The sequence below is a fragment of the Rhizobium sp. 01L410 genome, assembly GCF_056400165.1.
In genome coordinates this window covers 227,969-253,195 of record NZ_JBFTST010000002.1, presented here as the reverse complement: position 1 = coordinate 253,195, position 25,227 = coordinate 227,969, and the positions used below count along the sequence as shown (strand labels likewise).

The window sequence follows — 25,227 nt, the reverse complement described above, 5'->3', positions numbered from 1 at the left end:
CGCGACATGGCAGATTGGGATACGGAGCTTTCAGCATTTTTGCAGCCATTTCTGGAGAAGCTCGGACACAAGAAGCGGCGACAGATGTGCCCTCTTTACGTGTCCGGGCTCATTGGTCCCGGTGATCGCAAGAGTATCGAGCCGATGGCGGAACGGTTTGCTCCAGGCCATTACGACCGCCTCCACCATTTCATTTCTGACGGCCTTTGGGATGCTGTTCCTCTTGAAACTGAGCTTGCGCTGCAGGCGGACAGGATCGTTGGCGCATCCGATGCGTTTCTGGTGATCGATGACACCGGCCTGCCGAAGAAGGGCGATCACTCGGTCGGAGTTGCACCGCAATACGCCTCGATGCTGGGCAAGAGGGCAAATTGCCAGACGCTGGTGTCGGTGACGCTTGCCCGAGACGAGGTGCCAGTTCCAGTTGGCTTGCGTTTGTTCTTGCCCGAGAGCTGGACGAGCGACAGGGAGCGGATGGCCAAGGCCGGAGTTCCCGACGGCATGCGAACGTCTCGCACGAAGCCGGAAATTGCTCTCGCCGAGATCGACCGGTTGATCGTGACTGGCGTCCGGTTTGGTACAGTGCTGGCTGATGCAGGCTACGGCCTGTCGGCGGCCTTCCGCCAGGGATTGAGTGGCCGCGGCCTGACCTGGGCGGTCGGCATTCCCAAGCATCAGAAAGTATATCCTCATGATGTTGCATTGATCTTTCCCGTCGCCGGTCATGGTCGTCCTCGCAAGCATCCAATCCCCGATATTCTGTCGGTAGCCGCGGAAACGATCCTGACGCACGCAAGCTGGAAGAAGATCAGTTGGCGGCGTGGCACAAAGGGCCGCCTGACGGCACGCTTTGCCGCATTGCGCGTTCGGATCGCAGACGGCATGCCGCAACGCATTCTTGACAAGGGACAGCAACACATGCCGGGTGAGGAAGCCTGGCTGGTTGGCGAATGGCGATCAAACGACGAGCGCAAATACTACCTGTCCAACTTGCCGGCCGATGCGACATTAAAAGCGCTGGCGGCCGCCATCAAGGCAAGATGGGTTTGCGAGCAAGCGCATCAGCAGATGAAAGAGGAACTCGGCCTCGACCACTTCGAAGGCCGATCATGGCAAGGGCTACACCGGCACGCCTTGATGACAATGATCGCCTATGCCTTCCTGCAGCGCCAGAGATTGCAGACTGCAAAGCGGGAAAAAAAAGAAGCGACAAATACGCAAGGGGCCGCCTGAGCCCACCTTGCCTGCTATCCGTCGAGCCGTCATCAGCGCACTCGCTAGACCAATGACGCTAATTCAGACGCTAATCCGATGTCCCCACTGCAAAGGGCAAATTCGAACCCCAAAATCTCTTCTGCCAAAGTAGTGCTAGGGACTGGTGCCGCCTATAACGTGGTTTCAGATGACGTTGTTTCAACCAATATATGTCGGATTATCGATGCGTCGTGGGACCTGTTGAGGCCATTTCTGGTCCAGACCACCTTCCATGAGGATGCACGTTTTCGGTCCACCTTCATGTATCCAGAAAACGCGTGCAGAGAAGCATTGGTTAATGCGATTGCCCACCGTGATTACTCAAACGAGGGCGCAGGCATCGAGATCTTTGTTTTCGATGATCGTATCGAGATCAAGAATCCAGGCGGTCTGCTTTCCTCAGTAAGACTTGAAGATCTAAAGGAAATGAGGGGCGTCCACCAGTCTCGAAACTCTTACGTCGCACGTACATTGCGAGAATTAGGCTTCATGAGAGAGCTCGGCGAAGGAATGCGCCGAATTTTTGAGCTCATGAAGTCAAACGAACTCGCACCGCCGGAAATCAGAAGCCTAAATAACTCGTTCCACTTGGATATGCACCATAGAACGATCTATAGCAAAGATGAAGTTTTGTGGCTTAGTCACTTTGACAAGTACAATCTTTCTTCTCAGCAAAAATCAATTGTGCTGCTTGGTCGCGACGGAAATTTGATATCTCCGCAAAACATAATCGATCGCGTCGGGATTATCGACATCGAACATTACAGGCAATTACTGCAATCTTTACAAAAGATCGGCATAATTCAATCAGCCGTTTCGAAAGAAAAGGCCAAAATTCATGCCATTAAAAGAAAGATCGGCATTAGGAGTATTGCACGGTTTCGGGTCAACACAAATCCCGAGGATATCGCGACAACTACTTCGACGGCAAAGACAAGTGTACAGAGGACAGAAACTATAGCGGAGAAGGAAGACCTGCCTCCAGAGTCATTCGAGATCCATGTTTCGAATGTTCCCTATCGTGCTCGCAGAAAGTCGTTCTATGACGCACTGTCAGTTTTCGGGGAAATTCAGTCCGTTGAATTAAAGAATGGCAGAGGCTATTGCTTCATAGCGTTCTCGTCCGAAGATGCTCAGAAGGCAGCTTTAGGCGCAGGCTCAGTCACGATCGAGGATCGAGTTTGCATCATCAAGCCGGCGCGCGGCGCTCGCGCTCAGCCGAAGCGCTTGAATCGGTAGATTTTAGCTTTGTAAATAGTGAGTAGCCCCCTCACTCCGCAGCCTCACCCCTTCTCACCACCTGCGGCTCACTCTCCCGCTCCGCCACCATCACCAACGCCTCCAGCTCATAGCTATACCCCTCGAGCATCTGATACGCATGCTCGATCGCCTCGATCTGGCCCTGCGCCTTCTGGATGGCGTCGGTGATCGATTGGCTGCGGGCGCGCAGCATGGAGCCGAGGACGTCGGTTTCGGGGCGCCGGCCGAGGCGGTCGATGTGCTGGCGGACGCGGTTGCGGTGGCGCTCCAGTTCCAGGATGTGGAAGCGGTTCTTGACGATGTCGTCGGAGAGTTTGCGGCGGATGGCGGCGACGGGGTCGAAGCTGCCGGGTTCGCGCTCGTCGAGGATGAGGTCGTTGACCAGCTTTTCCAGCATCAGCACGCCCTCGAGATCCTTGGGATCGGCGAGCTGGGGGTCGTAGCCGGTATCGTCATAGACGCGGCGGCGCACCGGGTCCTTCAAGAGATCATAGGCGGCCTGCAGCTTGCCGAAATGCTCGGCATCGCCCCCGGAATCGGGATGCGCGGTCTTGGCAGCCTTGCGCCAGGCGCTGCGGATCGCAGGCTCTCCGGCATCGCGGTCAATTCCGAGCATAACATAGGGATCGATCAAACCGCCCACCTGTCCTTCCGCATTCCCATTCCTGTCTCCGGCCCCCCGTCGAAAGCAGCCCGGCGCCGGCCGCCGTGAGGCCGCATTTGCGTCGTCAGCCGCACGCGCGAAAACGCCTGCCTTTGACCTACGCCCTCACCCTGATTGCATCAAGTCCCGGCATCCGGCGCCCACATTATTCCGCCGGTCGGGACGAAATTGTGAACAGCGGGCGATTTTCACAGCCAAAACGCCGCCCCGCATCCGGATTTTGCCGCTCGCCATGCCGGGATTTGTTCTGTATAGGACCTCGTCCCCGGCGGTTGCGCATCGCGCGTCGTATTCCCATCTGTGATGGGCCATTTGATGGCGGGACGACAGCGAAACAGGATCGGAACGGCATGACGGCGCAGGGCGGCGGCACATCGGTGACGGAAGGCAAGGCTCATTATGCGAATGGGCCGGTGTTCTCCGTGGCACCGATGATCGACTGGACCGATCGTCATTGCCGCTATTTTCACCGCCAGATCAGCCGCAACGCCCTGCTCTATACAGAGATGGTGGTGGCCGATGCGATCATCCATGGCCCGCGCGAGCGGCTGCTGTCCTTCGACGCGGCGGAACATCCGGTCGCGCTGCAGCTCGGCGGTTCCGATCCGGCCAAGCTTGCCGAGGCCGTCAGGATCGCCGCGCCCTATGGCTATGACGAGATCAATCTGAATGTCGGATGTCCCTCCGACCGCGTGCAGTCAGGCACCTTCGGCGCCTGCCTGATGCTGACTCCCGAAGTGGTGGCCGAGTGCGTGCGTGCCATGAAGGCAGTGTCGGCGGTGCCGGTGACCGTGAAATGCCGCATCGGCGTCGATGAGCAGGAACCCACGGCCGCCCTGCCCGATCTGATCACCCGCGTGCTCGATGCCGGCGCCGACGCGATCTGGATCCATGCCCGCAAGGCCTGGCTGAAGGGCCTGAGCCCGAAGGAAAACCGCGAGATTCCACCGCTCGACTACGAGATGGTCTACCGGATGAAACAGCGCTGGCCTGACGTTTTCATCGGCATCAATGGCGGCATCCATACGCTGGATGAGGCTGAGGCCCATCTCGGGCATGTCGACGGCGTCATGCTCGGCCGCGCCGCCTATCAGAATGCCGCCATTCTCGCCGACGTCGACCAGCGTTTCTGTGGCGCCCCGGCCCGCGAGATGGATTGGGATCACCTGCGCGACCGGATGATGGCCTATGCGCAGGCGCATATCGACAATGGCGGCCGTGTCCAGCATATCGCCCGCCACATGGTCGGCCTGTTCACCGGCCTGCCCGGCGCCCGCCGCTACCGGCAGATCCTGTCGACCGATGCCACCAAGCCCGGCGCCGGTCCCGAGGTGATCGCCGCCGCCTTCGCAGCGGTGGATGTCAGCGCAGCACCGGCCGAAGCGCTCAGCGCCTGAGCGCAGCAATGCGCACAAACGAAAAACGGCGCCCGAAGGCGCCGTTCTCATTCCTGCCGGATGGCAGAAACTGAATTAGTTGGCCGAGATGTTGACGGCCTTCGGGCCCTTGCCCATGCGATCCGGCTCGGTGTCGAACGTGACCTGCTGGCCTTCGCGCAGCGACTGGATGCCCGAAGCCTGAAGAGCGGAGATGTGGACGAATACGTCCTTAGCGCCGCCTTCCGGAGTGATGAAACCAAAACCCTTGTCCTGGTTGAAGAATTTTACGGTGCCCTTGGTGGCCATGTGGGATAGTCCTTTTCCCTTAGTCTTGTCTTAGTATCCGCCCCCTCGAGAGGAAGCGGACGGCTTTAGCTTTCGTCCCGCGAACCGGGCGCGAAGGGTCAGTCGGAGAAGTCACGTACGGGGAAAGAACGTCTACGAAGCGGTTTTGCCGCTCTGCCACCCTTGCGGGAGAGCTACCAATCTGTCCAGTCACCGGCATGCTAATGCCCGAGTACTGCATGACGTGACAGCATTCGGAATAAAAAGCAAGCGGCAATATTGTGGCACGCCCTTCGCGAAGCCCGGAAATACCAAAGATTCAGATAGTTGACCAAATGTGACAACCCACAGATTCGGCTGTCCCATTTCGGGACTCCGTGCCGGAACGGGACCGTTATACAACCTGCAGAGATATATCAGGCCGCAATCAACAGCATCAGATGGGCGATTACAGTCACCATCGATCCGTGGAAGGCGAGCGTCATGCGACGGTACTTGCCGCGGGCGATCGCAATCGCTTTGTTGCCGGTGTTCGCTGCACGGCACGCGACCGATAATCGCGCCCGCGTCCTTTCATTGCCTGCCGCTTTGCGTCTAAGATCGCCGGACACCAACAGCAAGAGCATGCCATGTCATCCGCCATCAACACCGTCATTCCTGTTCCGCAACCCGTTCTCCTGCCGGTCGAAGGCAGCGCCAGTTTCTTTCCGGTGCGCCGCGTCTATTGCGTCGGGCGCAACTATGCGGACCACGCGATCGAGATGGGCCATGATCCGAGCCGCGAGCCGCCCTTCTTCTTCCAGAAGAACCCGGACAATCTTCTGCCCGCCGGCCAGCCCTTCCCCTACCCACCGCTCTCCGAGGACGTGCATTACGAAGCCGAGTGCGTGATCTTCCTGAAGGAAGGCGGCGAGAACATTCCGGTCGAAAAGGCGCTCGCCTGCATCTACGGCTACGCCATCGGCATCGATTTCACCCGCCGCGACCTGCAGGCGGTTGCCAAGAAGATGGGCCGTCCGTGGGAGGTGGCCAAGGCCTTCGAATATTCGGCACCCGTCTCGCCGATCGTCCCCGCCGATGAGCTCGGTCATCCCGAAAGCGGCCGGATCTGGCTCGATCACAACGGCAAGCGCGTGCAGGAAGGCGATCTGAACCAGATGATCTGGAAAGTGCCGGAGATCATTGCCGAACTCTCAAAGCTCTTCATTCTCGCCCCCGGCGACGTCATCATGACAGGCACACCAGCCGGTGTCGGCGCTGTCAGGAAGGGCGACACGGTCGAGTGCGGCATCGACGGCGTCGCCACCCTCACCGTTACCGTCGGCTGAGGCGCGCCATGCCCGTCTATGCACTTGCAGGATTGAGGCCGAGGCTGCCGGCAGACGGCCTCTATTGGATCGCCCCGGATGCCCATGTGATCGGCGATGTCGCGCTCGGCGAAGGCGTTGGCATCTGGTTCGGCGCGGTGCTGCGCGGCGACAACGAGCCGATCACCGTCGGCCGCAACACCAATATCCAGGAAGGCGCCATGCTGCACACCGATCCGGGCACCCCGGTGACGATCGGCGAAGGCTGCACCATCGGACACCACGCCATCGTCCACGGCTGTACCATCGGCGACAATTCATTGATCGGCATGGGCGCAACAGTGCTGAACGGCGCGAAGATCGGCAACAACTGCCTGGTCGGCGCCAATGCGCTGGTCACCGAAGGCAAGGAATTTCCAGACGGCTCGCTGATCGTCGGCTCACCGGCGCGCGCGATCCGCACGCTGGATGACAAGGCGATCGAGGGACTGAAACGCTCGGCCGAAAAATACGTCGCCAACTGGCAGCGGTTCGCGCGGGATTTGCAGCGGCTGGATTGATCAGAACAGAAGAGTGACGCCGGTGACGTTTTTCACCGCCACCTTGATAAGGCCGAACACGGCGGACAGAATCTTCTGGGCGGCGTTGTAGAGAAGGAATTCGAACTCCTTCAGAGCGCTGTTGAGATTGATCTCAAGCAGATGAAGCGTCAGGTCGGCGTTCTTGTCGCTAATTTCCCCGGCAGCAAGCTGCGCGATGACCTTGGCGGTTTTCTGGGCGATGAATTCAAGCTGGAAGGTCATCTCCTGCTTGATACCGCTCCATTGGTCTTTTGCCTTGAGGATCGCCACCTCGAGGAGCCCTTCGAAAAGCTCCTTGGCAGACCCCGGCGCGAAATTCGCAGTATCGATCGGCATGAACAACCCCCTATTATTTCAAGGCGCCTTCCATCGTCTTTGGAATGGCGCAGACGTTTCGAACAACGGAAATATTGTCGGCCTCGTTAGGCGCCTGGCCGTCGGCCTTGAATGCTGCGCGCGAGGCCTCGATCGCCCGGCGACAATTATCGATATTATCGACAAGAAGCTGTGCGGCATTGGCCGCCGGCCGCCCGCGGAGGTAGGCCGGCCGCTTGCCGGCAATGTCCGCAGCCTCCTTCACACCCGCCAAGGCGTCGATATAGTAGGGCTCCACCTTGCCATAGGGCACACGCGAGGGGCTGCTTGCCTCGATAGAGGTTTCGATCTTGGTGAGACTGACGTGCGCGCCGTCCAGCTTAGTATAGATCGCCTCATTGTAACTGGGCGCGAAAATGGCACAGCCGCCGAGCAGTAGCGGCAGCGGCAGCGTCAAGCTCATCAGTTTGCGGATAAGACCCATAGGATGCCCTCCATTCACGGACATCCTAGCGCGTGCAAAATCAAATGCAATCTTAAATTACATATAAAATAAAATACACCAAATAGATGCATTCGATTGCATGACGTCAGGCCGCGCAGCTCTCGCAAACGCCGCGGATCTCGATCGTCGTCTTCTCCGCCTTGAACTTCTTGCTGCGCATCCAGTTCATCAGCTGATGATCGACAGCGTGGTCATGGAACTCGATAACCTGGCCGCAGCTATCGCAGATGGCGAAGGCGACGGTGCCGTGGCTGTGGCAGTTCTCATCCGGATGGGCGCAGACGACGAAGGAATTGATGCTCTCCAACCGGTGCACGACGCCATATTCCAGGAGCTTCTCCAGCGCCCGGTACACCTGCAACGGCGCCCGGAACCCGTGATCGCGCAGTTTGTCGAGGATCGTGTAGGCGCTGAGCGGGCCTTCCGCCTTTTCCAGGACATCGAAGACGAGCGCCTGGTTCTTGGTCAGCTGTGGCGTGTTCATGTGCCTTGTCCTTGCGGTTCCTTGCGCCCCAGCCGCGGCAGCAGGCTGAGGATGAAGAGAATGAGGGCTGCGACGACGATCGACGGGCCTGACGGCGTGTCATAGGTGAGCGAGCCGAAGAGACCGCCGACGACGGCAACGGCGCCGATCAGCGATGCCAGCACCGCCATGATCTCGGGCGTCGGTGAAAAGCGGCGCGCCGCAGCTGCCGGAATGATCAGTAGCGAGGTGATCAGCATGATGCCGACGATCTTCATGGCTATGGCGATGACAACCGCCATCAGCAGCATGAAGAACAGCCGTGCCCGCTCGGGCTGCAGGCCTTCGGCTTCGGCAAGCTCCGGATTGACGGTCGAGGCCAGCAGTGGCCGCCAGAGCCAGGCGATCGCCGCGACGACGAACAGCCCGCCGCCCCAGATCATCGCGATATCGGTCTTGGATACGGCAAGGATGTCGCCGAACAGGAAGGCGATCAGATCAATCCGCACCCAGCTCATGAAGGCGACCATGACAAGGCCGATGGCGAGTGTGGCATGCGAGAGAATGCCGAGCAGCGCATCGGCCGAAAGCGCCTGACGCTTCTGCAAAAAGAGCAGCAGGATCGACACTGTGGCAGCAACGCCGAAGACCGCGAGCGTCAGATTGAGCTGAAAGAGCAGCGACAACGCCACCCCAAGCAGCGCCGAATGGGCGATCGTATCGCCGAAATAGGCCATTCGCCGCCAGATGATAAAGCAGCCGAGCGGCCCTGTCGTCAGCGCCAGGCCGACGCCTGCGAGCACGGCGCGGACGAAGAAATCGTCAAGCATGGCGCTCTCCCGCATGGTGATGGTGATCGTGGCCATCATGATCGTGAGCACTATGATCGTGCCCGTCCCCATGATCGTGATCGTGGTGATGGCCGTCTTCTGGATGGCAGTGATCGGTCACCGATCCGTCTGAATGCAGGACGCGCCCATCCGGCAGATGCGTATGGTCATGGTGGTGGCTGTAGACGGCAAGCGTCTGCGCCGCCCGGCTGCCGAACAGCCGCACATATTCGGGGCTCTGGCTGACGGCCTGCGGCGTACCGCGGCAGCAGACATGACCGTTCAGGCAGATGACAGTATCGGTCTCGGCCATGACCACATGCAGGTCATGGGAAATCAGCAGAATGCCGCAGCCGGTTTCGTTGCGGATCTGCTTGATCAGGTCGTAGAGCGCGATCTCGCCGGAAAAATCGACGCCCTGCACAGGCTCGTCGAGAACCAGCAGATCGGGCTTGCGGGCAATGGCGCGCGCCATCAAGGCGCGCTGGAATTCTCCGCCGGAGAGATGCTGAACTTCGGCATTCAGCATATGCGCCATGCCGGCAGACTCGAGCGCGGCCATCATTTCCTTTTCGGCGAGCGGGCCGGTTAACGTCATCAGCCGGCGCACAGTCAGCGGCAATGTCCAATCGACGGCAAGCTTCTGCGGCACATAGCCGACCTTCAGCCCAGGCAGCCGTTCGACGCTGCCCTCGTCAGGCTTGAGCACGCCGATGGCAGCCTTGGCGCTTGTCGATTTTCCGGAGCCGTTCGGCCCGATCAGCGTCACGATCTCGCCGCGCGAAACGGAAAAATCGACGCCGCGCACCAGCCAGCGGCCATTGCGGCGGATACCGGCATTATTGAGGGAAACCAGTGGCTTCGCCCCGGAATTGGCGGGAGATAGCATCATTTTTCCTGATGTGCTGTTGCGTCCTGCTATCGCACACGTTATAGCATTACGCAATTGATGTAATAACATAACAAACGCAATTCAAGCGGAGCGTGCACATGAAACTGGCTGCCGGCCTCTCCCTCGCCCTTCCGGCCCTGATGCTGGCAGGAACCGCCAAGGCTGCCGATGCGCCTGTTGTCGTCACCTCGATCAAGCCCATTCATTCACTGGTCGCCTCGATCATGCAGGGCGTCGGTACGCCAGAGCTGATCGTCGATGGCGCCGCCTCCCCGCATACCTACAATCTGAAACCATCCAACGCGCGGGCGCTGCAGGATGCAAAGGTGATCTTCTGGGTCGGCGCCGGGCTGGAAGCATTTCTCCAGAAGCCTCTGGAGGCGCTGGGCAGTGATGCCAGCATCGCCGAACTCGACAATGCGCCCGGCCTCACCAAGCTGAAATTCCGCGAAGGCGGCGCCTTCGAGCCGCATGATGACGGCGACGAGGCCGAGGGCCACGATCATGACCACGATCACCAGGCTGCGGAGGCCACCGGTCACGATGGCGGGCACGACAATGACCACGATCACGGGCATGGCGAATTCGACACGCATCTCTGGCTAGACCCGATGAACGCCAAGGCAATGGCCGCCGAAATCACCACCACGCTGGTCGCCGCCGACCCGGCGAACGCGTTGACCTACCAGGCCAATGCCAAGACGCTGGATGACAAGCTCGATTCACTCGACAAGGAACTGGCGGCGACAGTCGCTCCGGTCAAGGACAAGCCTTTCATCGTCTTCCACGACGCCTACCAGTATTTCGAACATCGCTACGGCATCAAGGTGGCAGGATCGATCACCGTCAGCCCCGAAACCATTCCCGGCGCCGAGCGAGTGTCCGAGATCCACCAGAAGGTCGGCGAACTCGGCGCCACCTGCGTCTTCGCCGAACCGCAATTCGAACCGCGCCTCGTCGATGTCGTCATCGAAGGCACGAAGGCCAAATCGGGCGTGCTCGATCCAGAAGCCGCAACGCTGAAGGCCGGCCCCGATCTCTATTTCACCCTGATGCGCGGCATCGCCGCCAGCATGAAGGATTGCCTCAGCCGCGATAGCTGAGCGCGTTCGAGCACCGGCCAGAGAAGGCGAGCGCTTCTGCTCGCCTTTTTTAGGTCATCATATGTAATGGTATAACATTTACAATGGAGATATTCATGGACGGCAGACTTCCGGTGACGGTTCTCTCGGGCTTTCTCGGCGCGGGCAAGACGACGCTTCTCAATCATGTCCTCTCCAACCGGCAGGGAATGCGCGTGGCGGTGATCGTCAACGATATGAGCGAGGTCAATATCGACGCAGCGCTGATCCGTGACGGCGGCGCCAATCTTTCGCGCACCGAGGAGCAGTTGGTCGAAATGACCAATGGCTGCATCTGCTGCACCCTTCGCGACGATCTACTGAGCGAAGTCCGTAAGCTCGCCGCCCAGGGCCGGTTCGACTATCTGCTGATTGAATCGACCGGCATCGCCGAACCCCTGCCCGTCGCCACCACCTTCGAGTTCCGCGACGAGAAGGGTGAGAGCCTCTCCGATATCGCCCGGCTGGATACGATGGTCACTGTGGTTGATGCCACAAATCTCCTGGCCGACTATGGCTCGACCGATTTCCTCGCCGACCGCGGTGAAACGGCGGGCGATGGCGACAACAGGACGATCGTCGATCTCCTCGTCGAACAGATCGAATTCGCCGACGTCGTCGTGCTGAACAAGAGCGGGACCGCAACGCCAGAACAACGCCACGCGGCCCGCACCATCATCACCGGGCTGAACCCGGACGCGCGGCTGATCGAGACCGATTTCGGCCGTGTGGACCTCCGCGACGTCCTCGATACCGGCCGCTTCGATATCGACAAGGCCGAGACCCATCCCCTCTGGTACAAGGAGCTCCATGGCTTCCGCGATCATGTGCCGGAGACCGCGGAATACGGTATCCGCTCCTTCGTCTATCGCGAGAAGCGTCCCTTTCATCCCGCCAGGCTGCAGGCCTTTCTCGATCAGTCATGGCCGGGCGTGGTGCGTGCCAAGGGCTTCTTTTGGCTGGCCACCCGGCCTCACTATGTCGGGGAGATCAGCCAGGCTGGCGCGATCGTGCGGACCGGCAAGATGGGATTGTGGTGGGCAGCCGTGCCGAACGAACAATGGCCCCGCGATCCGGGCTTCACGGCAGCACTCGCGCGCAATCTTGACCCGATCTGGGGCGATCGGCGTCAGGAGATCGTCTTCATCGGCGCCGATCCGATGGAGGAGGCGGCGATCCGCGCCAGCCTCGATGCATGTCTTGTCGAAGCCGACGATTTCACACCGGACCAATGGCGCCACCTGCCGGATCCCTTCGCCAGCTGGGCGCTGCGTGCCGCATGACCGCAAGGCCGATCAAGCCGTTCCGGTGCGTCTGCGAGGAATGCGAACCGCTGCCGCCGATCCCCGGTCTCAGCGCTCCGGAAGAAGAGAAAAGCAAGCCAGCAGCGCTTGGAGCGGCACTGCTGAGTGTCGCTATCTGGCGCCGTCCATCCAGCATCAAGCACAAATGAAAAGGGCGGCATCGCTGCCGCCCTCCTCATCGATCCCGGCTGCTTAGCGGCCGGAAATGATGCTGGAGATGATGCCGCTTGCCACGCCAACCAGCAGGAAGTCGTTATCGACCTTCACCCAATGGTAGCCACGCGGCGGAGCCGACAGGCGGTAGCGGCGGTAGTCGCGAACGTCAGACATGCGGCGGCCTTCCGCAGCGCTGACGCGGTGACCCTTGGTCCAGCGGTACTTCTTGACGATGACCTGCTTGTGTACGTCCCGCTCGACGACACCGGGGCGGCGATAATCGTTAGCGCTGGCTTCCGAAGCAACGATCGGCGACAGCAGGAAGGAGGCGGAGAGCAGAGCGGCGAAGATCTTTTTCATTGGGGGTTCCTCGTGTTGAACACGCCCCGAAGTTACGTCTCTAAAGATGAACCGAATCTGAAACTTAAATTAAACTTTCGTAATCAAATCTGCATGATAAAGGGAGAAGTTTATAATTTAGTTTTATCTTATTTGCGATTATTACCTTGCATCTCTGGTGGCCAACCTCGTCCTTCGAGGCCCCTGCGGGGCACCTCAGGATGAGGTTGGAGTGGATGTTTTCGCCATGATCAGGATCAAGGATCTGAGCCACCTGCAAATCCATCAGCGACCAAACCACTCGAAAAGCCATCAACAACCAAGCCCGCAAACGACCAGCCCTCATCCTGAGGTGCCCCGCAGGGGCCTCGAAGGACGAGGGCGAGTGGCAGACAGGCCGCCACTCCCTCACAACTCCTCGTAATTGAACCAGTCGAAATCGGCGGTCTTCGCCCTGCCCGATGTGTCGAAGGCAAACACACCGGCAAAGGCACCGGTAAACGAGCCATGCTCGCCGCGCCCACCCTCGTCGGAAACCACACCGGCATCCAGCTCCGGCCCGATCGGCTGCCAGGCGCCCATCCCTTCCGTCTGCCAGAAAAACTGCAGCCCGTTCTCGCGGATTTCCATAGACAGTTGCACGCGCCCTTCCGGCGGCAATGCGGCACCGCTTCCGGCCGGAAATGTCATACGCCCATTCGGATAGTCGCCATCGCAGGAGAAGATCGTCACGCAACGGCCGAGCTTCTCGTGCAGTGTCACGACGGCAGCGTGAAACTTGTGACGGTTATAGTAGTGAGTCAGCCCAGCCACCTGCTGATAAGTATCCGGCTGAAACTCCACCACCGTCTCGGCGCGAAAACTGTGGTGCTCCTGACGGCGCGCCACCAGAGCCTGCTCGAACCAGGAGCCGATGCTCTCACGCCCGATCAGCCGGAGATGGCCGGGCCGGTCCGTGAGATTGAAGATGCGCTGCGGCTCCGGCGTCCGCAGCCATTGGAAATCGGCAGGCAGTTTTCCGCCGTCGAAGCTGTATTCGGTGCGAACCGGCTTTTCGGCGAGTGTCGCACCATTGAGGCCGGGAACCTCGACATCGGGCACCACGGTGCCGTTCTCGAGATAGAGCCAGCCGTCATCCTTCCAGACGCATTTCTGCAGCGCCGTTTCGCGCCCCAGCGTGCAGCGCCGCTTCGGCGGCATCGGCCGGCCGCAGAGATGCGTGTGATAAACCTGACCATCCGGCGTCTCGACATATTGCCCATGCCCTGCCCGCTGCAGCACCGCGCCCGGCTGGTCCTTGGAGGTGATCAGATGCATGTTCGGATGCATCTCGTAGGGACCATCGATGTTGCGCGAGCGCGCCATGGTCACCGCATGGTCGTAGCCGGTTCCGCCTTCGGCCGTCGTCAGATAATAGTATCCGTTCTTCCTGAAGAGATGCGGTCCCTCCACCAGCCCCAGCGGGCTGCCGGCAAAAATGTTCTTGATCGGACCGACAAGCTCGCGCGTTTTCGGATCCCATTCCTGTAGCAGGATACCGTCGAAAGCCGGTGACTTCGGTGCGCCGCCATAGCTCTCCGTGCGGTGGTTCCACTGCATGTTGACGAACCATTTGCGTCCGTCATCGTCATGGAACAGCGACGGATCGAAGCCCGACGAGTTCACATAGACCGGCTCGGACCACTCGCCCTCGATATCAGGCGACGTCACGATGTAATTATGCGCATCCTTGAAATTGCCGTCGAAACGCTTGACGTCGGTATAGACGAGCCAGAACAACCCGTCCGCATAGGAAAGACACGGCGCCCAGACGCCGCAGCTGTCGGGGTTGCCGCGCATATCCAGCTGCGACTTGCGTTCCAGCGGCCGCTTCACCAGCGTCCAGTTCACCAGATCGCGCGAATGATGGATCTGCACGCCCGGATACCATTCGAAGGTCGAGGTCGCGATATAATAGTCCTCGCCGACGCGGCAGATCGATGGATCCGGATTGAAACCCGGCAGGATGGGATTGCGGATCATGGCGGCTCCTCCAGAATTTGCGGTACGTCAGTATAACAAGAGGTACGGGCGACGTTTCCCCAACTCCCTCATTCCTGTGCTCGTCACAGGAATCCAGCCGGCCCAAGTCCTTGGGCCGGGAAGAGTCTATTCGTCGCGCAGACGCGCGACCGCTGGATCTCTGTGACATCCCGTGGGCGCAGCCCTAAGGGCACAGAGATGAGGGAGCGAGGGATTTAGCCCCCAAACTCCCCAATCGCCCTGCCCTAGTCCAGCTCGGCCGACTTGGCCCACAGATTGACATCCGCTTCCTTGGCATAGACATCGATCTGCTTCAGTTCGTCCGCCGTGAACTCGAGATTGTCCAGCGCCTTGACGCAATCGACGATCTGCGAGGAGCGGCTGGCGCCGATCAGCGCCGAGGTCACGCGGTCGCCGCGCAGCACCCAGGCGATCGCCATCTGCGCCAGCGTCTGGCCGCGCTTTTCGGCGATCTCGTTGAGCTTCCTGATGTTGTCGATGATCGAAGGACGGATGAAATCCTTCTTCAGGAAGTGGTTCTGCGCCGCACGGCTGTCCTGAGGAATGCCGCCGAGATATTTGGTGGTCAGCATGCCCTGTGCCAGCGGCGAGAAAACGATCGAGCCCATGCCGGTTTCGTCGAGCGCGTCGAGCAGCTTGTCGTCCTCGACCCAGCGGTTAAGCATCGAATAGCTCGGCTGATGGATCAGGCAGGGCGTGCCGAGATCTTTGAGGATCTTCGCTGCTTCGCGGGTGCGCTGCGAATTGTAGGACGAGATCCCGACATAGAGCGCACGTCCCGAGCGCACGATATGATCGAGCGCGCCGCAGGTTTCTTCCAGCGGGGTCTCCGGGTCGAAGCGGTGCGAATAGAAGATATCGACATAGTCGAGGCCCATGCGCTTCAGGCTCTGGTCGCAGGAAGCGATCAGATACTTGCGGCTGCCCCACTCGCCATACGGACCCGGCCACATGTCGTAACCGGCCTTCGACGAGATGATCAGCTCGTCGCGCAGACCGGCAAAATCGGTGCGCAGGATTTCGCCGAAGGCGGTTTCTGCGCTGCCTGGAGGCGGGCCGTAATTGTTGGCGAGGTCGAAATGGGTGATGCCGAGATCGAAGGCCGTGCGGCACATATCGACCTTGCGGTCATGCGGGGTGTCGCCGCCGAAATTGTGCCAGAGGCCGAGAGAGACGGCTGGCAGCTTCAGGCCCGAACGGCCCGTGCGGTTGTACTTCATCTTCGAATAACGGTCGGAAGCCGGTTGCCAGCTCATAATTCTATTCCTTTAAGAAAATCGCGCGGGCAGATTTTGCCCGCGCGGGACAATAGTCGTTTGAAGCCTTACTTCAAGAGCGGCCTTATCGCAGCAGCGCCTGGGCTTCCTCGATGCCGAGGGCGGCCGGCTGGGTGCAGGTCGTCGTCAGTTCGATGAACCGGCCTTCTTCGCCCGACTTCAGGATCGAGGTCATGACATCGACGCCGTGCAGCGTGCGATCGAGCGAGCAGCGTGCGTCCCGCCCCTCGATGATCGCCATCGCCATGTCGGCGAGACCAGCCGTGCGGTAGTTGGCGCGCGGTCCCTGCGGGCTCTCCTGGTTGAAGATGCCGAAGGGATGTTCCCAGCCCTCAACCGGCTTGATGTCCTTGTCCTTGCCGCTCGCCTCGACGACGCCGCCGAAGAAGTTCGGGTCCGGCACGTAGATCGAGCCCTCGGTGCCGTAGAGCTCCATATTGGCATGACGATGCGACCAGACATCCCAGCTCGCCGTCAGCGTCACGGTGGCGCCGCTGACGAATTCGAGGATCGCTTGGATGGTCGTCGGCGTCTTCACCGGGATGACTTCGCCGTTGCGCGGGGCGCTGGTGATGGTGCGGGTTTCCGATGCTATCGAGGTCATGGCGCCGACGCGCTTCACCGGGCCGATCAGGTTGATCAGGTTGGCGATGTAGTACGGGCCGAGATCGAGGATCGGGCCGCCGCCGGGCAGGAAGAAGAAGTCCGGGTTCGGATGCCACATTTCCATGCCGGGGCTCATGACATAGCAGGCGCCCGACGTGATGCGGCCGACGCTACCTTCATCGATATATTTGCGGGCAAGCTGATGCGCGCCGCCGAGGAAGGTGTCCGGCGCGCAACCGACCGACAGGCTCTTCGCCTTGGCGATGCGGCGAAGCTCTTCGCCCTGCTCCAGGGTCAGGACCAGCGGCTTTTCCGAATAGACGTGCTTGCCGGCCTCGAGAATCGACTTCGAAACCGGGAAATGCGCGTCGGGGATCGTCAGGTTGACGACGACGTCGATCTCGTCGTTCTTAAGCAGCTCCTCGATCGTCTGCGCCTTGACACCGTATTCGGTGGCACGGGCTTCGGCGGCCTGCATGTTGATGTCGGCACAGGCAAGGACCTTTAGGCCCTTGAACAGCGGCGACAGGGAGAAGTAGGTGGTGGAGATGTTGCCGCATCCGATGATGCCGACGCCAAGTTCCTTGGTCATGATAAGCCTCAATAGGTCTTGTAGGATGCGATCGAGCGGGTGATCAGGCGATCGATATCAGCCGGATTGTCATGTTCGACGACGAAATGCTTGGCCTTGGTGCCCTTGAGAGCCGCGATCAGCTTTGCCCAGGGCAGCGTGCCATGGCCGACATCGGCCCAGCCGTCTTCGTTCTTGTTCTCGCCCGCAGGCGCGATGTCCTTGACGTGAACCGCCGTGATCCGCGAGCCGAGCTTTTCGATCCACGCGAAGGGATCGGCGCCGCCACGAACGACCCAGGCAATATCGGCTTCCCAGGAAATGTCAGGCGCGCCTTCGAAGATGCGCTCGATCGGCAGAGAGCCGTCGGCGAGCTTGACGAATTCGAAGTCATGGTTATGCCAGCCGAACTCGTAACCTGCATCCTTGTAGGGCTTCGCCATCTCATGCAGGCGCTTGCCGAATGCCAGCCAGCCGGCACCATCGCTCGGGCGCTGTTCGGCCGCCAGATGCGGCGCATAGATCGAATCCATGCCCAGCGTCCTTGCGATGTTGAGCGACTTCTTGACTTCGCCGTCGAGGAAATCCGGGCTGAAATGGCCGGTCGCCATCGTCAGACCGTTCTTGTCGAGTTCGGCGCGCAGGCTCTTCAGGCCGGCATCGTCGAGATCGGCATAGATGCCGCCGAAGCCTTCGACTTCCTGGTAGCCGGCCTTGCCGAGCTTCTCGAAGATCGCCGAATAGGGCTGGAAGTTGCGCGCGCTGTAAAGCTGGAAGCTGAGTTTCGTCATAGTATCCTCCTCGGGCCTCGTGCCCATCTTTCAAATCATTCTGCCGATTGGCAGGAATGCAGATCATAGAAACGGAAGTCCGGCAGCTTGCCCTTTTCGAGCGGATTTGCCGGGGTGAAGGTAATGCGGCGGGTTTCACCGGCCGCAAGATCGAAGGCGTTGTCGGAATATTTGCCGTCCTCGTCCGTCTCGATCATCACGAAAAGCGCCAGTCCCTTGGCGGTGACATTGAGGCAGACGGAACCGTCCTCATCCAGATATTCGTGGGTCACCTGCAAGCCGGCGGGTTCGAGCTCCAGCGCCTTGTAGGTGCCGTGGACATAATGCCCCTCGCCGCCCATGCCGTTCGACGCCGTGAAGCGCCAGGCAAGCAGCGTCCCGTCTGGAACGTCGGACAGGTCGATCGAGGCAGCCGTGACCGCCGCATCCGGCGTGCAGATCGCCTGCACATCCCTGAGATGCTTGCGTTCGCCCTTCATCGTCAGGATCGAGATCGAGAGATCGACGCTGACTTCATCCAGCGTATCGTTGACCAGCGAGAAACGGATCGACTTGCCATCGTCATTGGGGATCGCTGCGACCGCCACCGGCTGGAAGAAACGCTTGACGAGATAGTGCATCGCCTTCCAGCGGCCGCCGTAGTCGAGGCTCGACCACGAGGCAACCGGCCAGGTGTCGTTGAGCTGCCAGTAGATCGTGCCCATGCAATGCGGCTTCAGCGACCGCCAGTATTCCACCGCCGTCTTGATCGCCAGGCCCTGCTGGATCTGGCTGAGATAGACGAAATTCGGGAAATCCTTCGGGAAGCGGAAATAGCGGAACATCGTGCCGGCAATCCGCTCGTTGCCGCCGGCATTCTTCTGGTGCAGCTCCATCACCGGCGATGCGACGTTCATGTCCTTCGCGTCCGCATAGGTCTTGATGACAGGCAGCGACGTGTAGGACTGGAAGCCGAATTCCGAGCAGAAGCGCGGCCGCACCGTGCGGTAATTGTCGAACGACTTGTTCTCGTGCCAGACCGACCAGTAGTGCATATCGCCGGAACCATCGGCATGCCAGGCATCGCCGAAATCGAGATAGCCGGAAGCCGGGCTGGACGGCCACCACAGCGCGCCCGGAAGCGCCTTCTTCACCGATTGCTCAATGGTCCGGTTCAGCCGGTCGTAGGAGACGAGATACCGGTCGCGATCCTTCTTCGATTCATCGAACCAGGTGAGCGCGCCCACCAGCTCGTTGTCGCCGCACCAGAGCGCGATCGACGGATGCGACGACAGCCGCTTGACCTGGTAATCGACCTCGACGGCGACGTTGTCGAGAAAGTCTTCGGTCGAAGGGTAGAGGTTGCAGGCGAACATGAAGTCCTGCCAGACCATCAGTCCCAGCCGGTCGCAGAGATCGTAGAAATAGTCCTGCTCGTAGAAACCCCCGCCCCAGACGCGGATCATGTTCATGTTGGCGGCTTTGGCCGATTGCAGCAGATCTTCGGTCTTCTCCGGCGACGACCGCGAAAACAGCGCATCGGCCGGGATCCAGTTGGCACCGCGGCAGAAGATTTCGCGGCCGTTGACCTTGAAGGCAAAGCGGCTGCCGGCGGCGTCGGGCGTGGTGATCAGTTCGATGGTGCGAATGCCGATCTGCTTCGTCACCACGTCCGAAGGCAGATCGACGGTCAGCTCATAGAGCGCCTGCTCGCCGCTGCCCGCCGGCCACCACAGCGTCGGCTTGTCGATCTGGAAGACGTGATTGACGACGGTCTCGCCGCCGCTGACGCCGACATCGAGGCGCACACGCTCGCCATCCAGCGCAAAATGAACGGGAACGATGCCCGGGTTCTTGGAATGGAGCGTGGCCGTCACCAGCACCTCGACGCTGCCGTCGAGATTGTGCGTCTGGCGCGTCGTCACCTGCTCGATGCGTGCCGTCTCCAGCTTCCGCAGCGCAATGGTGCCATAGAGGCCGAGCGGTGCAATCGCGATGTTCCAGTCCCAGCCGAAATGGCATTGCGGCTTGCGCAGCATGTTGCCGTTCGGGATCGGCGAATTGCCGGTCGAATAAGGAATGTAGAAGGGTTGCTTGCCCTGCTGGTCGGCGCCCTCGGCGATGCTCGACTTGAAGACGATACGGATGGTGTTGTCGCCTGCCTTCAGCATCGACGAAACATCTGGCCGGTAGCGGCGGAAGCAGTTGTCGGCAGACAGCGCCAGGAAACCGTTGACGAAGACCGAAGCCACCGTATCGAGATAATCGATATCCAGATACCAGTCGCCCTCCGTCTCCTTCAGCTTGAAGTTGCGCTCGATCGCCCATTCCTGGTGCGCTACCCACTGGATCGTCTCTTCGTTGCGGCCGAAATACGGATCCGGGATGAGCTTGGCGGCATGGAGCGCGGAATGCACATCGCCGGGGATTGCGATCGTGCTCTTGATTTCGCCATCGGCGGAGGCCAGCTGCCAGCTGCCCGCGAGATCGATGGAGGAACCGTTCTTCGGCAAGGACGTCATGATAGTACCCGATCAGGCCGCCTTGGGAGGTGCCGGACGAACCGGACCGCGGCCGAATTTGGACGGCCAGAGGGCCGCTATTGAAGATCAGGCGGAGCCATCGCCCCGCCTGTATTGCGATTTAGATACGGTCTTCGCTTGCAGCGTCAAACAGCGATGCAAGCGACATATCGAAGCTGAGCTTGACCGGCGTGCCCGGGGCAAAGCGGCGCGAACCGGCAATGCGCACGGACATCGTATGCCCGGCATGTTTAAGCCACAGCAGGTTGTCGGCGCCCATCGGCTCTTCGATATCGACCGTCGCCTCATGGACCTCGGCGCCGATATTCTCGTTCACCTTGATATGCTCGGGTCGGACGCCGAGAACCACCTTGCGGCCAGGCTGCAGCGTCTGCTCGGTCTGATAGCCATCGAGCGAGAAGGTCACGCCGTTGGAGACGAAGGCCGTCTTGCCACCGGCGTTTGTGAGCTCGCCATGCAAAAAGTTCATCGACGGCGAGCCGATGAAGCCTGCGACGAAGAGATTGCGCGGCTTGTTGTAGATCGTCGTCGGATCGGCAAGCTGCTGGATGATGCCGCTCTTCATGATGGCGATGCGATCGGCGAGCGTCAGCGCCTCGATCTGGTCATGGGTGACGTAGATCATCGTGTTCTTCAGCGACTGGTGCAGACGCTTGATCTCGACGCGCAGTTCCGAACGGAGTTTCGCATCGAGGTTCGACAACGGTTCGTCGAAGAGGAAGACGTCGACATCGCGTACCAGCGCACGGCCGATCGCCACACGCTGACGCTGACCGCCGGAAAGCTCCGCCGGCTTGCGCTTCAGAAGCGGCTGGATCTGCAGGATTTCGGAAGCACGGGCGACACGCTTGTCGATCTCGGCCTGCGGGATCTTCGCGACCTTCAGGCCGAAGGACAGGTTCTTCTCGACCGTCATCTGCGGATAGAGCGCGTAGGACTGGAACACCATGCCGATGCCGCGGTCCTTGGGCTCTTCCCAGGTGACGTTCTTGCCCTTGATGTGGATCTGCCCTTCGGACGCATCGAGCAGCCCGGCGATGCAGTTCAACAGCGTGGACTTGCCGCAGCCGGACGAGCCCAGCAGAACCAGGAACTCGCCGTCGTTGATATCGAGGTTCAGGTCCTTGAGGACGCTGACGGCACCGAAATTCAGCGACAGATCTTTGATGGAAACGCTTGTGTTCATGATCAACCTTTCACTGCGCCAGCGGCGATACCGCGGACGAAGAGACGCCCGGACACGAAGTAGACGATAAGCGGCACCAGACCCGTCAGGATCGTTGCGGCCATGTTGACGTTGTATTCCTTCACACCCTGGACGGAATTGACGATGTTGTTCAGCTGAACCGTCATCGGGTAGGTGTCGGGACGGGTGAAGACGACGCCGAAGAGGAAGTCGTTCCAGATGCCGGTGACCTGCAGGATCATCGCCACGACGAAGATCGGCAGCGACATAGGCACCATGATGCGCAGGAATATCTGCCAGAAGCCCGCACCATCGACGCGCGCCGCCTTGAAAAGCTCCTGCGGCAGCGACACGAAGTAGTTGCGGAACAACAGCGTCAGGATCGGCATGCCGAAGATCGAATGCACGATGACGAGGCCCGTCAGGCTGCCATAGAGGCCGATTTCGCGCAGCACGATGACGATCGGATAGATCATCACCTGATAGGGAATGAAGGCACCGATGATCAGGATCGAGAAGAACAGTTCAGAGCCCTTGAAGCGCCAGTTGGCCAGCGCATAGCCGTTGACCGAGGCAATGGCGATCGAGATCACCACCGACGGGACGGTGATGCGCACCGAATTCCAGAAGCCGCGCGAAAGGCCGTCGCAGTTCAGACCCGTGCAGGCCTCCGCCCAGGCCTTCACCCAGGGTTCGAAGGTGATTTCCATCGGCGGCGAGAAGATATTGCCCATGCGGATTTCGGGCATGCCCTTCAGCGAGGTGACGACCATCACATAGAGCGGCAGCAGGTAGTAGAGCGCTGCGATCGTCAGCGTGCCGTAGAGCATGATGTTGCGGCCCGACAGCATCGGCTTCGGCCGCGGCCCGCTCGGCCCGGCGCCGAGCTTCGGCTTGATGGCGTCTATGCCGGCAGCAGTGGTGTTGAGGGTTCCTGTATCAGCCACGCTTGCGCCCTCCACCGAATTCCAGATAGGCCCAGGGAACGATGATGATCGCGACCGTGATCAGCATCATCGTCGATGCGGCAAAGCCCTGACCGAGGTTCTGCGCCTGGAACATGTAGTCGTAGACGTATTTTGCAGGCACTTCCGACGAGATGCCCGGCCCGCCCGAGGTCTGCGCCACGACGAGGTCGTAGACCTTGACGATACCGGACGCGATGATGACGAGCGTGGTGATGAAAACAGGGCGCATCATCGGGATGACGATGAAGAGATAGGTCTTCCACATCGGGATGCCGTCGACACGCGAGGCCTTCCAGATGTCCTCGTCGATGCCGCGAAGACCCGCCAGCATCAGGCACATGACGAGCCCCGTGCCCTGCCAGAGGGCGGCGATCAGGATGCCGTAGATGACGATCTCGGGCGTATAGAGCGGATTGAAGGTGAAGCTCGTCCATCCCATCGAACGCACCACGGACTGCACGCCGAAATCGGGGTTCAGGACCCATTGCCAGACGAGACCGGTGACGATGAAGGACAGCGCGAAAGGATAGAGGAAAATGGTGCGGAAGGTGTTTTCGAAACGGATCTTCTGATCCATCAGCGCCGCCAGCACGAAGCCGATCACCAGCGAGAAGATCAGCGAGAGAATGCCGTAGACGGCAAGATTCTCGATCGCCGTCACCCAGCGCGGCGCGGCCCAGAGCCGCTGATACTGATCGAAGCCGACGAAGCTCATGCGCGGCAGAAGCTTCGAATTGGTGAAAGAATAGAATACGGTCCAGACCGTGCCGCCGAGGAAGATAACCACCGCGGTCAGGATCATGGGAATGGATGCAATCTTCGCATTCAGATTGCGCAGTAATTGATTTGGCCGGCCTGCTCGCGCTTGACCCGTCATTGTGGCTCCTCCTGAAATCGCAATCGCGTTTCGTGATCCGGAATGGAAGACGGCCTTGCAGGCGAGCTTCCAATCGTCTCCATCTCAGCGCCGCCCTCTCAAGGACGCCTGAGACCTACCCCGCCCGCCGATCCCGAAGATCAGTGCAGATCCGGCCCTGAAAAGCAGGGCCGGACCGCAAGGGCAGATATACAGGATCAGTCAGCGGAGCCGATGATACCGGCAAAGCGCTTCTGAGCGTCTTCGACAGTCATCGCCGTGGAGAAGAACTCGGAGAAGAGGTCTTCCTTTTGCTTCTGGCTGTCTGCCGAAAGCAGCTGGTCGGTCCATTCGACGACATTGCCCTTGGCAAGGATGTCGAGACCCTTCTTCATGCAGTCGTTGGCCGCGCCGAGATCGACGTCACCGCGAACCGGCAGCGAACCCTTTTTCAGGTTGAAGGCAACCTGGGTCTTGGGGTCGAGCAGCGTCTTGGCGAGAACGGCCTGCGCCTTGGACTTCTCTTCGTCCTTCAGCAGCGGGAAGTAGAAGGCATCGCCACCCGTTGCGATCATGTCGGTCACGCCGAGGCCCGGAAGGCAGGTATAGTCCACACCGGCCTTCTGGCCAGCGAGCTGGAATTCACCCTGCGCCCAGTCACCCATGATCTGACCGCCGGCCTTGCCGGTGATGACCATGTTGGTTGCCTGGTTCCAATCCTGAACGTTGGTGCCCTTGGACATCTTGCGGGCGTCGTCTGCAGCCTTGAAGACCTTGGCGATCTCGGGGCCTGCGGCGACTTCCGCATCCTTGTCCTTGTAGACCTTGTAGAATGTATCCTTGCCGGCGAGAGCCAGCAGCAGAACGTCAAACGCGCCTGCGGACTGCCATGCCTGACCGCCGACGGCGAGCGGCACGATGCCTGCCTTTTCGAGAGCCGGTGCAGCAGCGACCAATTCATCCCAGTTCTTCGGCACTTCGACGCCAGCCTTCTTGAAGGCGGCATTCGAGAGCCACAGCCACTGCCAGGAGTGGATGTTCACAGGGGCGCAATAGATCTTGCCGTCGATGGTGCAGGAATCGAGCAGGTTCGACGGACGGACGATGTCCTTCCAGTGTTCTGCCGTAGCGACATCGGTCAGGTCGCGCATCAGGCCGGCCTGGACGAGCTCTTCAGCCTGACGGCCGTGGTTGAACTGCGTGGCGCCCATCGGATCGCCGCCGGTGATGCGGCTGATCATGATCGGACGTGCGGTACCGCCGGAACCTGCAATGGCACCGTCGACCCACTTGTTGCCGGTGGCATCGAATGCCTTGGCGAGTTCTGCGACAGCCGCAGCTTCGCCGCCCGAGGTCCACCAATGGGTGACTTCGAGATCGGTCGCCTGCGCGGCGCTAAACGGAATGATGACCGAAGCGGCAAGCATGGCCGCGAACGAACGGATATTCATGAGTTCTCCTCCCTCACTGAAACGTTGCCGGAAAAACTTAGTGCAATCGATTTTTTGACGCAACAGCCTGCACGTAAAATTTTCTTTAGCGCCTGCGATTGCTACCCATACCTGTCAAAAAGCCAGGAAACGTGCATCTATGGCGCCAACTTGTGCGGTCAATACCGCAGCGCACTTCATGACATAAATAATTGTTATAGCTTATACATTTACAATCATTCCCAGAAAAATTCAATTGCTGCCCTTCGCAGCCGCAAAAAATCTGTGCGATTTCCATCGATTCAACCTATGCGTCTATCCC

Annotated in this window: 25 protein-coding genes; 7 read left to right on the top strand and 18 right to left on the bottom strand. The window is 60.1% G+C overall.

Going from position 1 to position 25,227, the window contains the following annotated elements; all coding sequences use genetic code 11:
- Positions 1–6 precede the first annotated feature (6 nt).
- Together AC1DV9_RS05785 and AC1DV9_RS05780 are read left to right on the top strand one after the other, a co-directional pair.
- Positions 7–1,233 carry an IS701 family transposase gene (locus tag AC1DV9_RS05785; protein ID WP_477946656.1) on the top strand — a complete coding sequence of 409 codons (1,227 nt, stop codon included), beginning with the start codon at positions 7–9 and terminating at the stop codon, positions 1,231–1,233.
- A gap of 78 nt (positions 1,234–1,311) precedes the next feature.
- Positions 1,312–2,493 carry an ATP-binding protein gene (locus tag AC1DV9_RS05780; RefSeq protein WP_477946654.1) on the top strand — a complete coding sequence of 394 codons (1,182 nt, stop codon included), beginning with the start codon at positions 1,312–1,314 and terminating at the stop codon, positions 2,491–2,493.
- A 31-nt stretch (positions 2,494–2,524) separates the two neighbouring features.
- Here AC1DV9_RS05780 and AC1DV9_RS05775 read toward each other — a convergent pair whose 3' ends face one another.
- Positions 2,525–3,130: a J domain-containing protein gene (locus AC1DV9_RS05775; protein WP_477946950.1), complete on the bottom strand. Its 606-nt coding sequence runs from the start codon at positions 3,128–3,130 to the stop codon at positions 2,525–2,527.
- A gap of 398 nt (positions 3,131–3,528) precedes the next feature.
- Between AC1DV9_RS05775 and dusA the strand changes: the two genes are divergently transcribed.
- The gene (gene dusA / locus AC1DV9_RS05770) at positions 3,529–4,575 is read left to right on the top strand and encodes a tRNA dihydrouridine(20/20a) synthase DusA (RefSeq protein ID WP_477946653.1); all 1,047 of its coding nucleotides are present in this window, start codon (positions 3,529–3,531) and stop codon (positions 4,573–4,575) included.
- Positions 4,576–4,650: 75 nt separating this feature from the next.
- Here the strand turns inward: dusA and AC1DV9_RS05765 are convergent, their stop codons facing one another.
- Both AC1DV9_RS05765 and AC1DV9_RS05760 read right to left on the bottom strand, forming a co-directional pair.
- The gene (locus tag AC1DV9_RS05765; protein WP_007533154.1) at positions 4,651–4,863 is read right to left on the bottom strand and encodes a cold-shock protein; all 213 of its coding nucleotides are present in this window, start codon (positions 4,861–4,863) and stop codon (positions 4,651–4,653) included.
- Positions 4,864–5,258: 395 nt separating this feature from the next.
- Positions 5,259–5,468, bottom strand: a complete 210-nt coding sequence (locus AC1DV9_RS05760) for a hypothetical protein (protein ID WP_477946651.1) — start codon at positions 5,466–5,468, stop codon at positions 5,259–5,261.
- Positions 5,469–5,471: 3 nt separating this feature from the next.
- On the opposite strand from AC1DV9_RS05760, the gene AC1DV9_RS05755 reads away from it, so the two are divergent.
- Entirely contained in the window at positions 5,472–6,170 is a 699-nt protein-coding gene (locus tag AC1DV9_RS05755) for a fumarylacetoacetate hydrolase family protein (protein ID WP_477946650.1), read from the top strand.
- Between the two features lie 8 nt (positions 6,171–6,178).
- Positions 6,179–6,709 carry a gamma carbonic anhydrase family protein gene (locus tag AC1DV9_RS05750; protein ID WP_477946648.1) on the top strand — a complete coding sequence of 177 codons (531 nt, stop codon included), beginning with the start codon at positions 6,179–6,181 and terminating at the stop codon, positions 6,707–6,709.
- Here AC1DV9_RS05750 and AC1DV9_RS05745 read toward each other — a convergent pair whose 3' ends face one another.
- The 5 genes from AC1DV9_RS05745 to AC1DV9_RS05725 all read right to left on the bottom strand — a co-directional run bounded on the left by AC1DV9_RS05745 (position 6,710) and on the right by AC1DV9_RS05725 (position 9,732).
- Positions 6,710–7,066 carry a hypothetical protein gene (locus AC1DV9_RS05745; RefSeq protein ID WP_477946647.1) on the bottom strand — a complete coding sequence of 119 codons (357 nt, stop codon included), beginning with the start codon at positions 7,064–7,066 and terminating at the stop codon, positions 6,710–6,712.
- 13 nt (positions 7,067–7,079) lie between these two features.
- A complete protein-coding gene (locus tag AC1DV9_RS05740; protein ID WP_477946645.1) occupies positions 7,080–7,529 on the bottom strand; it encodes a hypothetical protein in 450 nt (149 codons plus the stop codon).
- 106 nt (positions 7,530–7,635) lie between these two features.
- Positions 7,636–8,034, bottom strand: coding sequence for a Fur family transcriptional regulator (locus AC1DV9_RS05735; protein ID WP_112516017.1), 399 nt, complete (start codon positions 8,032–8,034; stop codon positions 7,636–7,638).
- A complete protein-coding gene (znuB, locus tag AC1DV9_RS05730; RefSeq protein WP_112387138.1) occupies positions 8,031–8,843 on the bottom strand; it encodes a zinc ABC transporter permease subunit ZnuB in 813 nt (270 codons plus the stop codon). Before znuB ends, AC1DV9_RS05735 begins: the two co-directional genes overlap by 4 nt.
- Positions 8,836–9,732 (bottom strand): ATP-binding cassette domain-containing protein, encoded by an 897-nt coding sequence (locus AC1DV9_RS05725; RefSeq protein ID WP_477946948.1) that lies wholly within the window; start codon positions 9,730–9,732, stop codon positions 8,836–8,838. The genes znuB and AC1DV9_RS05725 overlap by 8 nt, the downstream gene beginning before the upstream one ends.
- A 101-nt stretch (positions 9,733–9,833) precedes the next feature.
- Here AC1DV9_RS05725 and znuA point away from each other — a divergent pair, with 101 nt between their 5' ends.
- Both znuA and zigA read left to right on the top strand, forming a co-directional pair.
- Positions 9,834–10,838 carry a zinc ABC transporter substrate-binding protein ZnuA gene (gene znuA, locus AC1DV9_RS05720; RefSeq protein WP_477946643.1) on the top strand — a complete coding sequence of 335 codons (1,005 nt, stop codon included), beginning with the start codon at positions 9,834–9,836 and terminating at the stop codon, positions 10,836–10,838.
- A gap of 95 nt (positions 10,839–10,933) precedes the next feature.
- Positions 10,934–12,139: a zinc metallochaperone GTPase ZigA gene (gene zigA / locus AC1DV9_RS05715; protein WP_477946642.1), complete on the top strand. Its 1,206-nt coding sequence runs from the start codon at positions 10,934–10,936 to the stop codon at positions 12,137–12,139.
- Between the two features lie 213 nt (positions 12,140–12,352).
- On the opposite strand, the gene AC1DV9_RS05710 is transcribed toward zigA, so the two are convergent.
- The 10 genes from AC1DV9_RS05710 to AC1DV9_RS05665 form a co-directional block, all read right to left on the bottom strand.
- The gene (locus AC1DV9_RS05710) at positions 12,353–12,676 is read right to left on the bottom strand and encodes an RcnB family protein (RefSeq protein ID WP_477946641.1); all 324 of its coding nucleotides are present in this window, start codon (positions 12,674–12,676) and stop codon (positions 12,353–12,355) included.
- Between the two features lie 387 nt (positions 12,677–13,063).
- Positions 13,064–14,677 (bottom strand): glycoside hydrolase family 43 protein, encoded by a 1,614-nt coding sequence (locus AC1DV9_RS05705; RefSeq protein WP_477946640.1) that lies wholly within the window; start codon positions 14,675–14,677, stop codon positions 13,064–13,066.
- Positions 14,678–14,922: 245 nt separating this feature from the next.
- Complete coding sequence (gene mgrA, locus AC1DV9_RS05700; protein WP_477946638.1) at positions 14,923–15,954, bottom strand: L-glyceraldehyde 3-phosphate reductase; 1,032 nt, start codon at positions 15,952–15,954, stop codon at positions 14,923–14,925.
- Positions 15,955–16,039: 85 nt separating this feature from the next.
- On the bottom strand, positions 16,040–17,173 hold the full coding sequence (locus AC1DV9_RS05695; protein ID WP_477946636.1) for a Gfo/Idh/MocA family protein: 1,134 nt from the start codon (positions 17,171–17,173) through the stop codon (positions 16,040–16,042).
- Between the two features lie 8 nt (positions 17,174–17,181).
- Positions 17,182–17,943: a sugar phosphate isomerase/epimerase family protein gene (locus AC1DV9_RS05690; protein ID WP_477946634.1), complete on the bottom strand. Its 762-nt coding sequence runs from the start codon at positions 17,941–17,943 to the stop codon at positions 17,182–17,184.
- Positions 17,944–17,978: 35 nt separating this feature from the next.
- Entirely contained in the window at positions 17,979–20,444 is a 2,466-nt protein-coding gene (locus AC1DV9_RS05685) for a beta-mannosidase (RefSeq protein WP_477946633.1), read from the bottom strand.
- Positions 20,445–20,565: 121 nt separating this feature from the next.
- Complete coding sequence (locus AC1DV9_RS05680) at positions 20,566–21,651, bottom strand: ABC transporter ATP-binding protein (RefSeq protein ID WP_477946631.1); 1,086 nt, start codon at positions 21,649–21,651, stop codon at positions 20,566–20,568.
- A 2-nt stretch (positions 21,652–21,653) separates the two neighbouring features.
- The gene (locus AC1DV9_RS05675; RefSeq protein WP_112387127.1) at positions 21,654–22,598 is read right to left on the bottom strand and encodes a carbohydrate ABC transporter permease; all 945 of its coding nucleotides are present in this window, start codon (positions 22,596–22,598) and stop codon (positions 21,654–21,656) included.
- Positions 22,591–23,496 carry a carbohydrate ABC transporter permease gene (locus AC1DV9_RS05670; RefSeq protein WP_112516006.1) on the bottom strand — a complete coding sequence of 302 codons (906 nt, stop codon included), beginning with the start codon at positions 23,494–23,496 and terminating at the stop codon, positions 22,591–22,593. Before AC1DV9_RS05670 ends, AC1DV9_RS05675 begins: the two co-directional genes overlap by 8 nt.
- 197 nt (positions 23,497–23,693) lie before the next feature.
- Positions 23,694–24,926, bottom strand: a complete 1,233-nt coding sequence (locus AC1DV9_RS05665) for an ABC transporter substrate-binding protein (protein WP_112387125.1) — start codon at positions 24,924–24,926, stop codon at positions 23,694–23,696.
- Positions 24,927–25,227 lie beyond the last annotated feature (301 nt).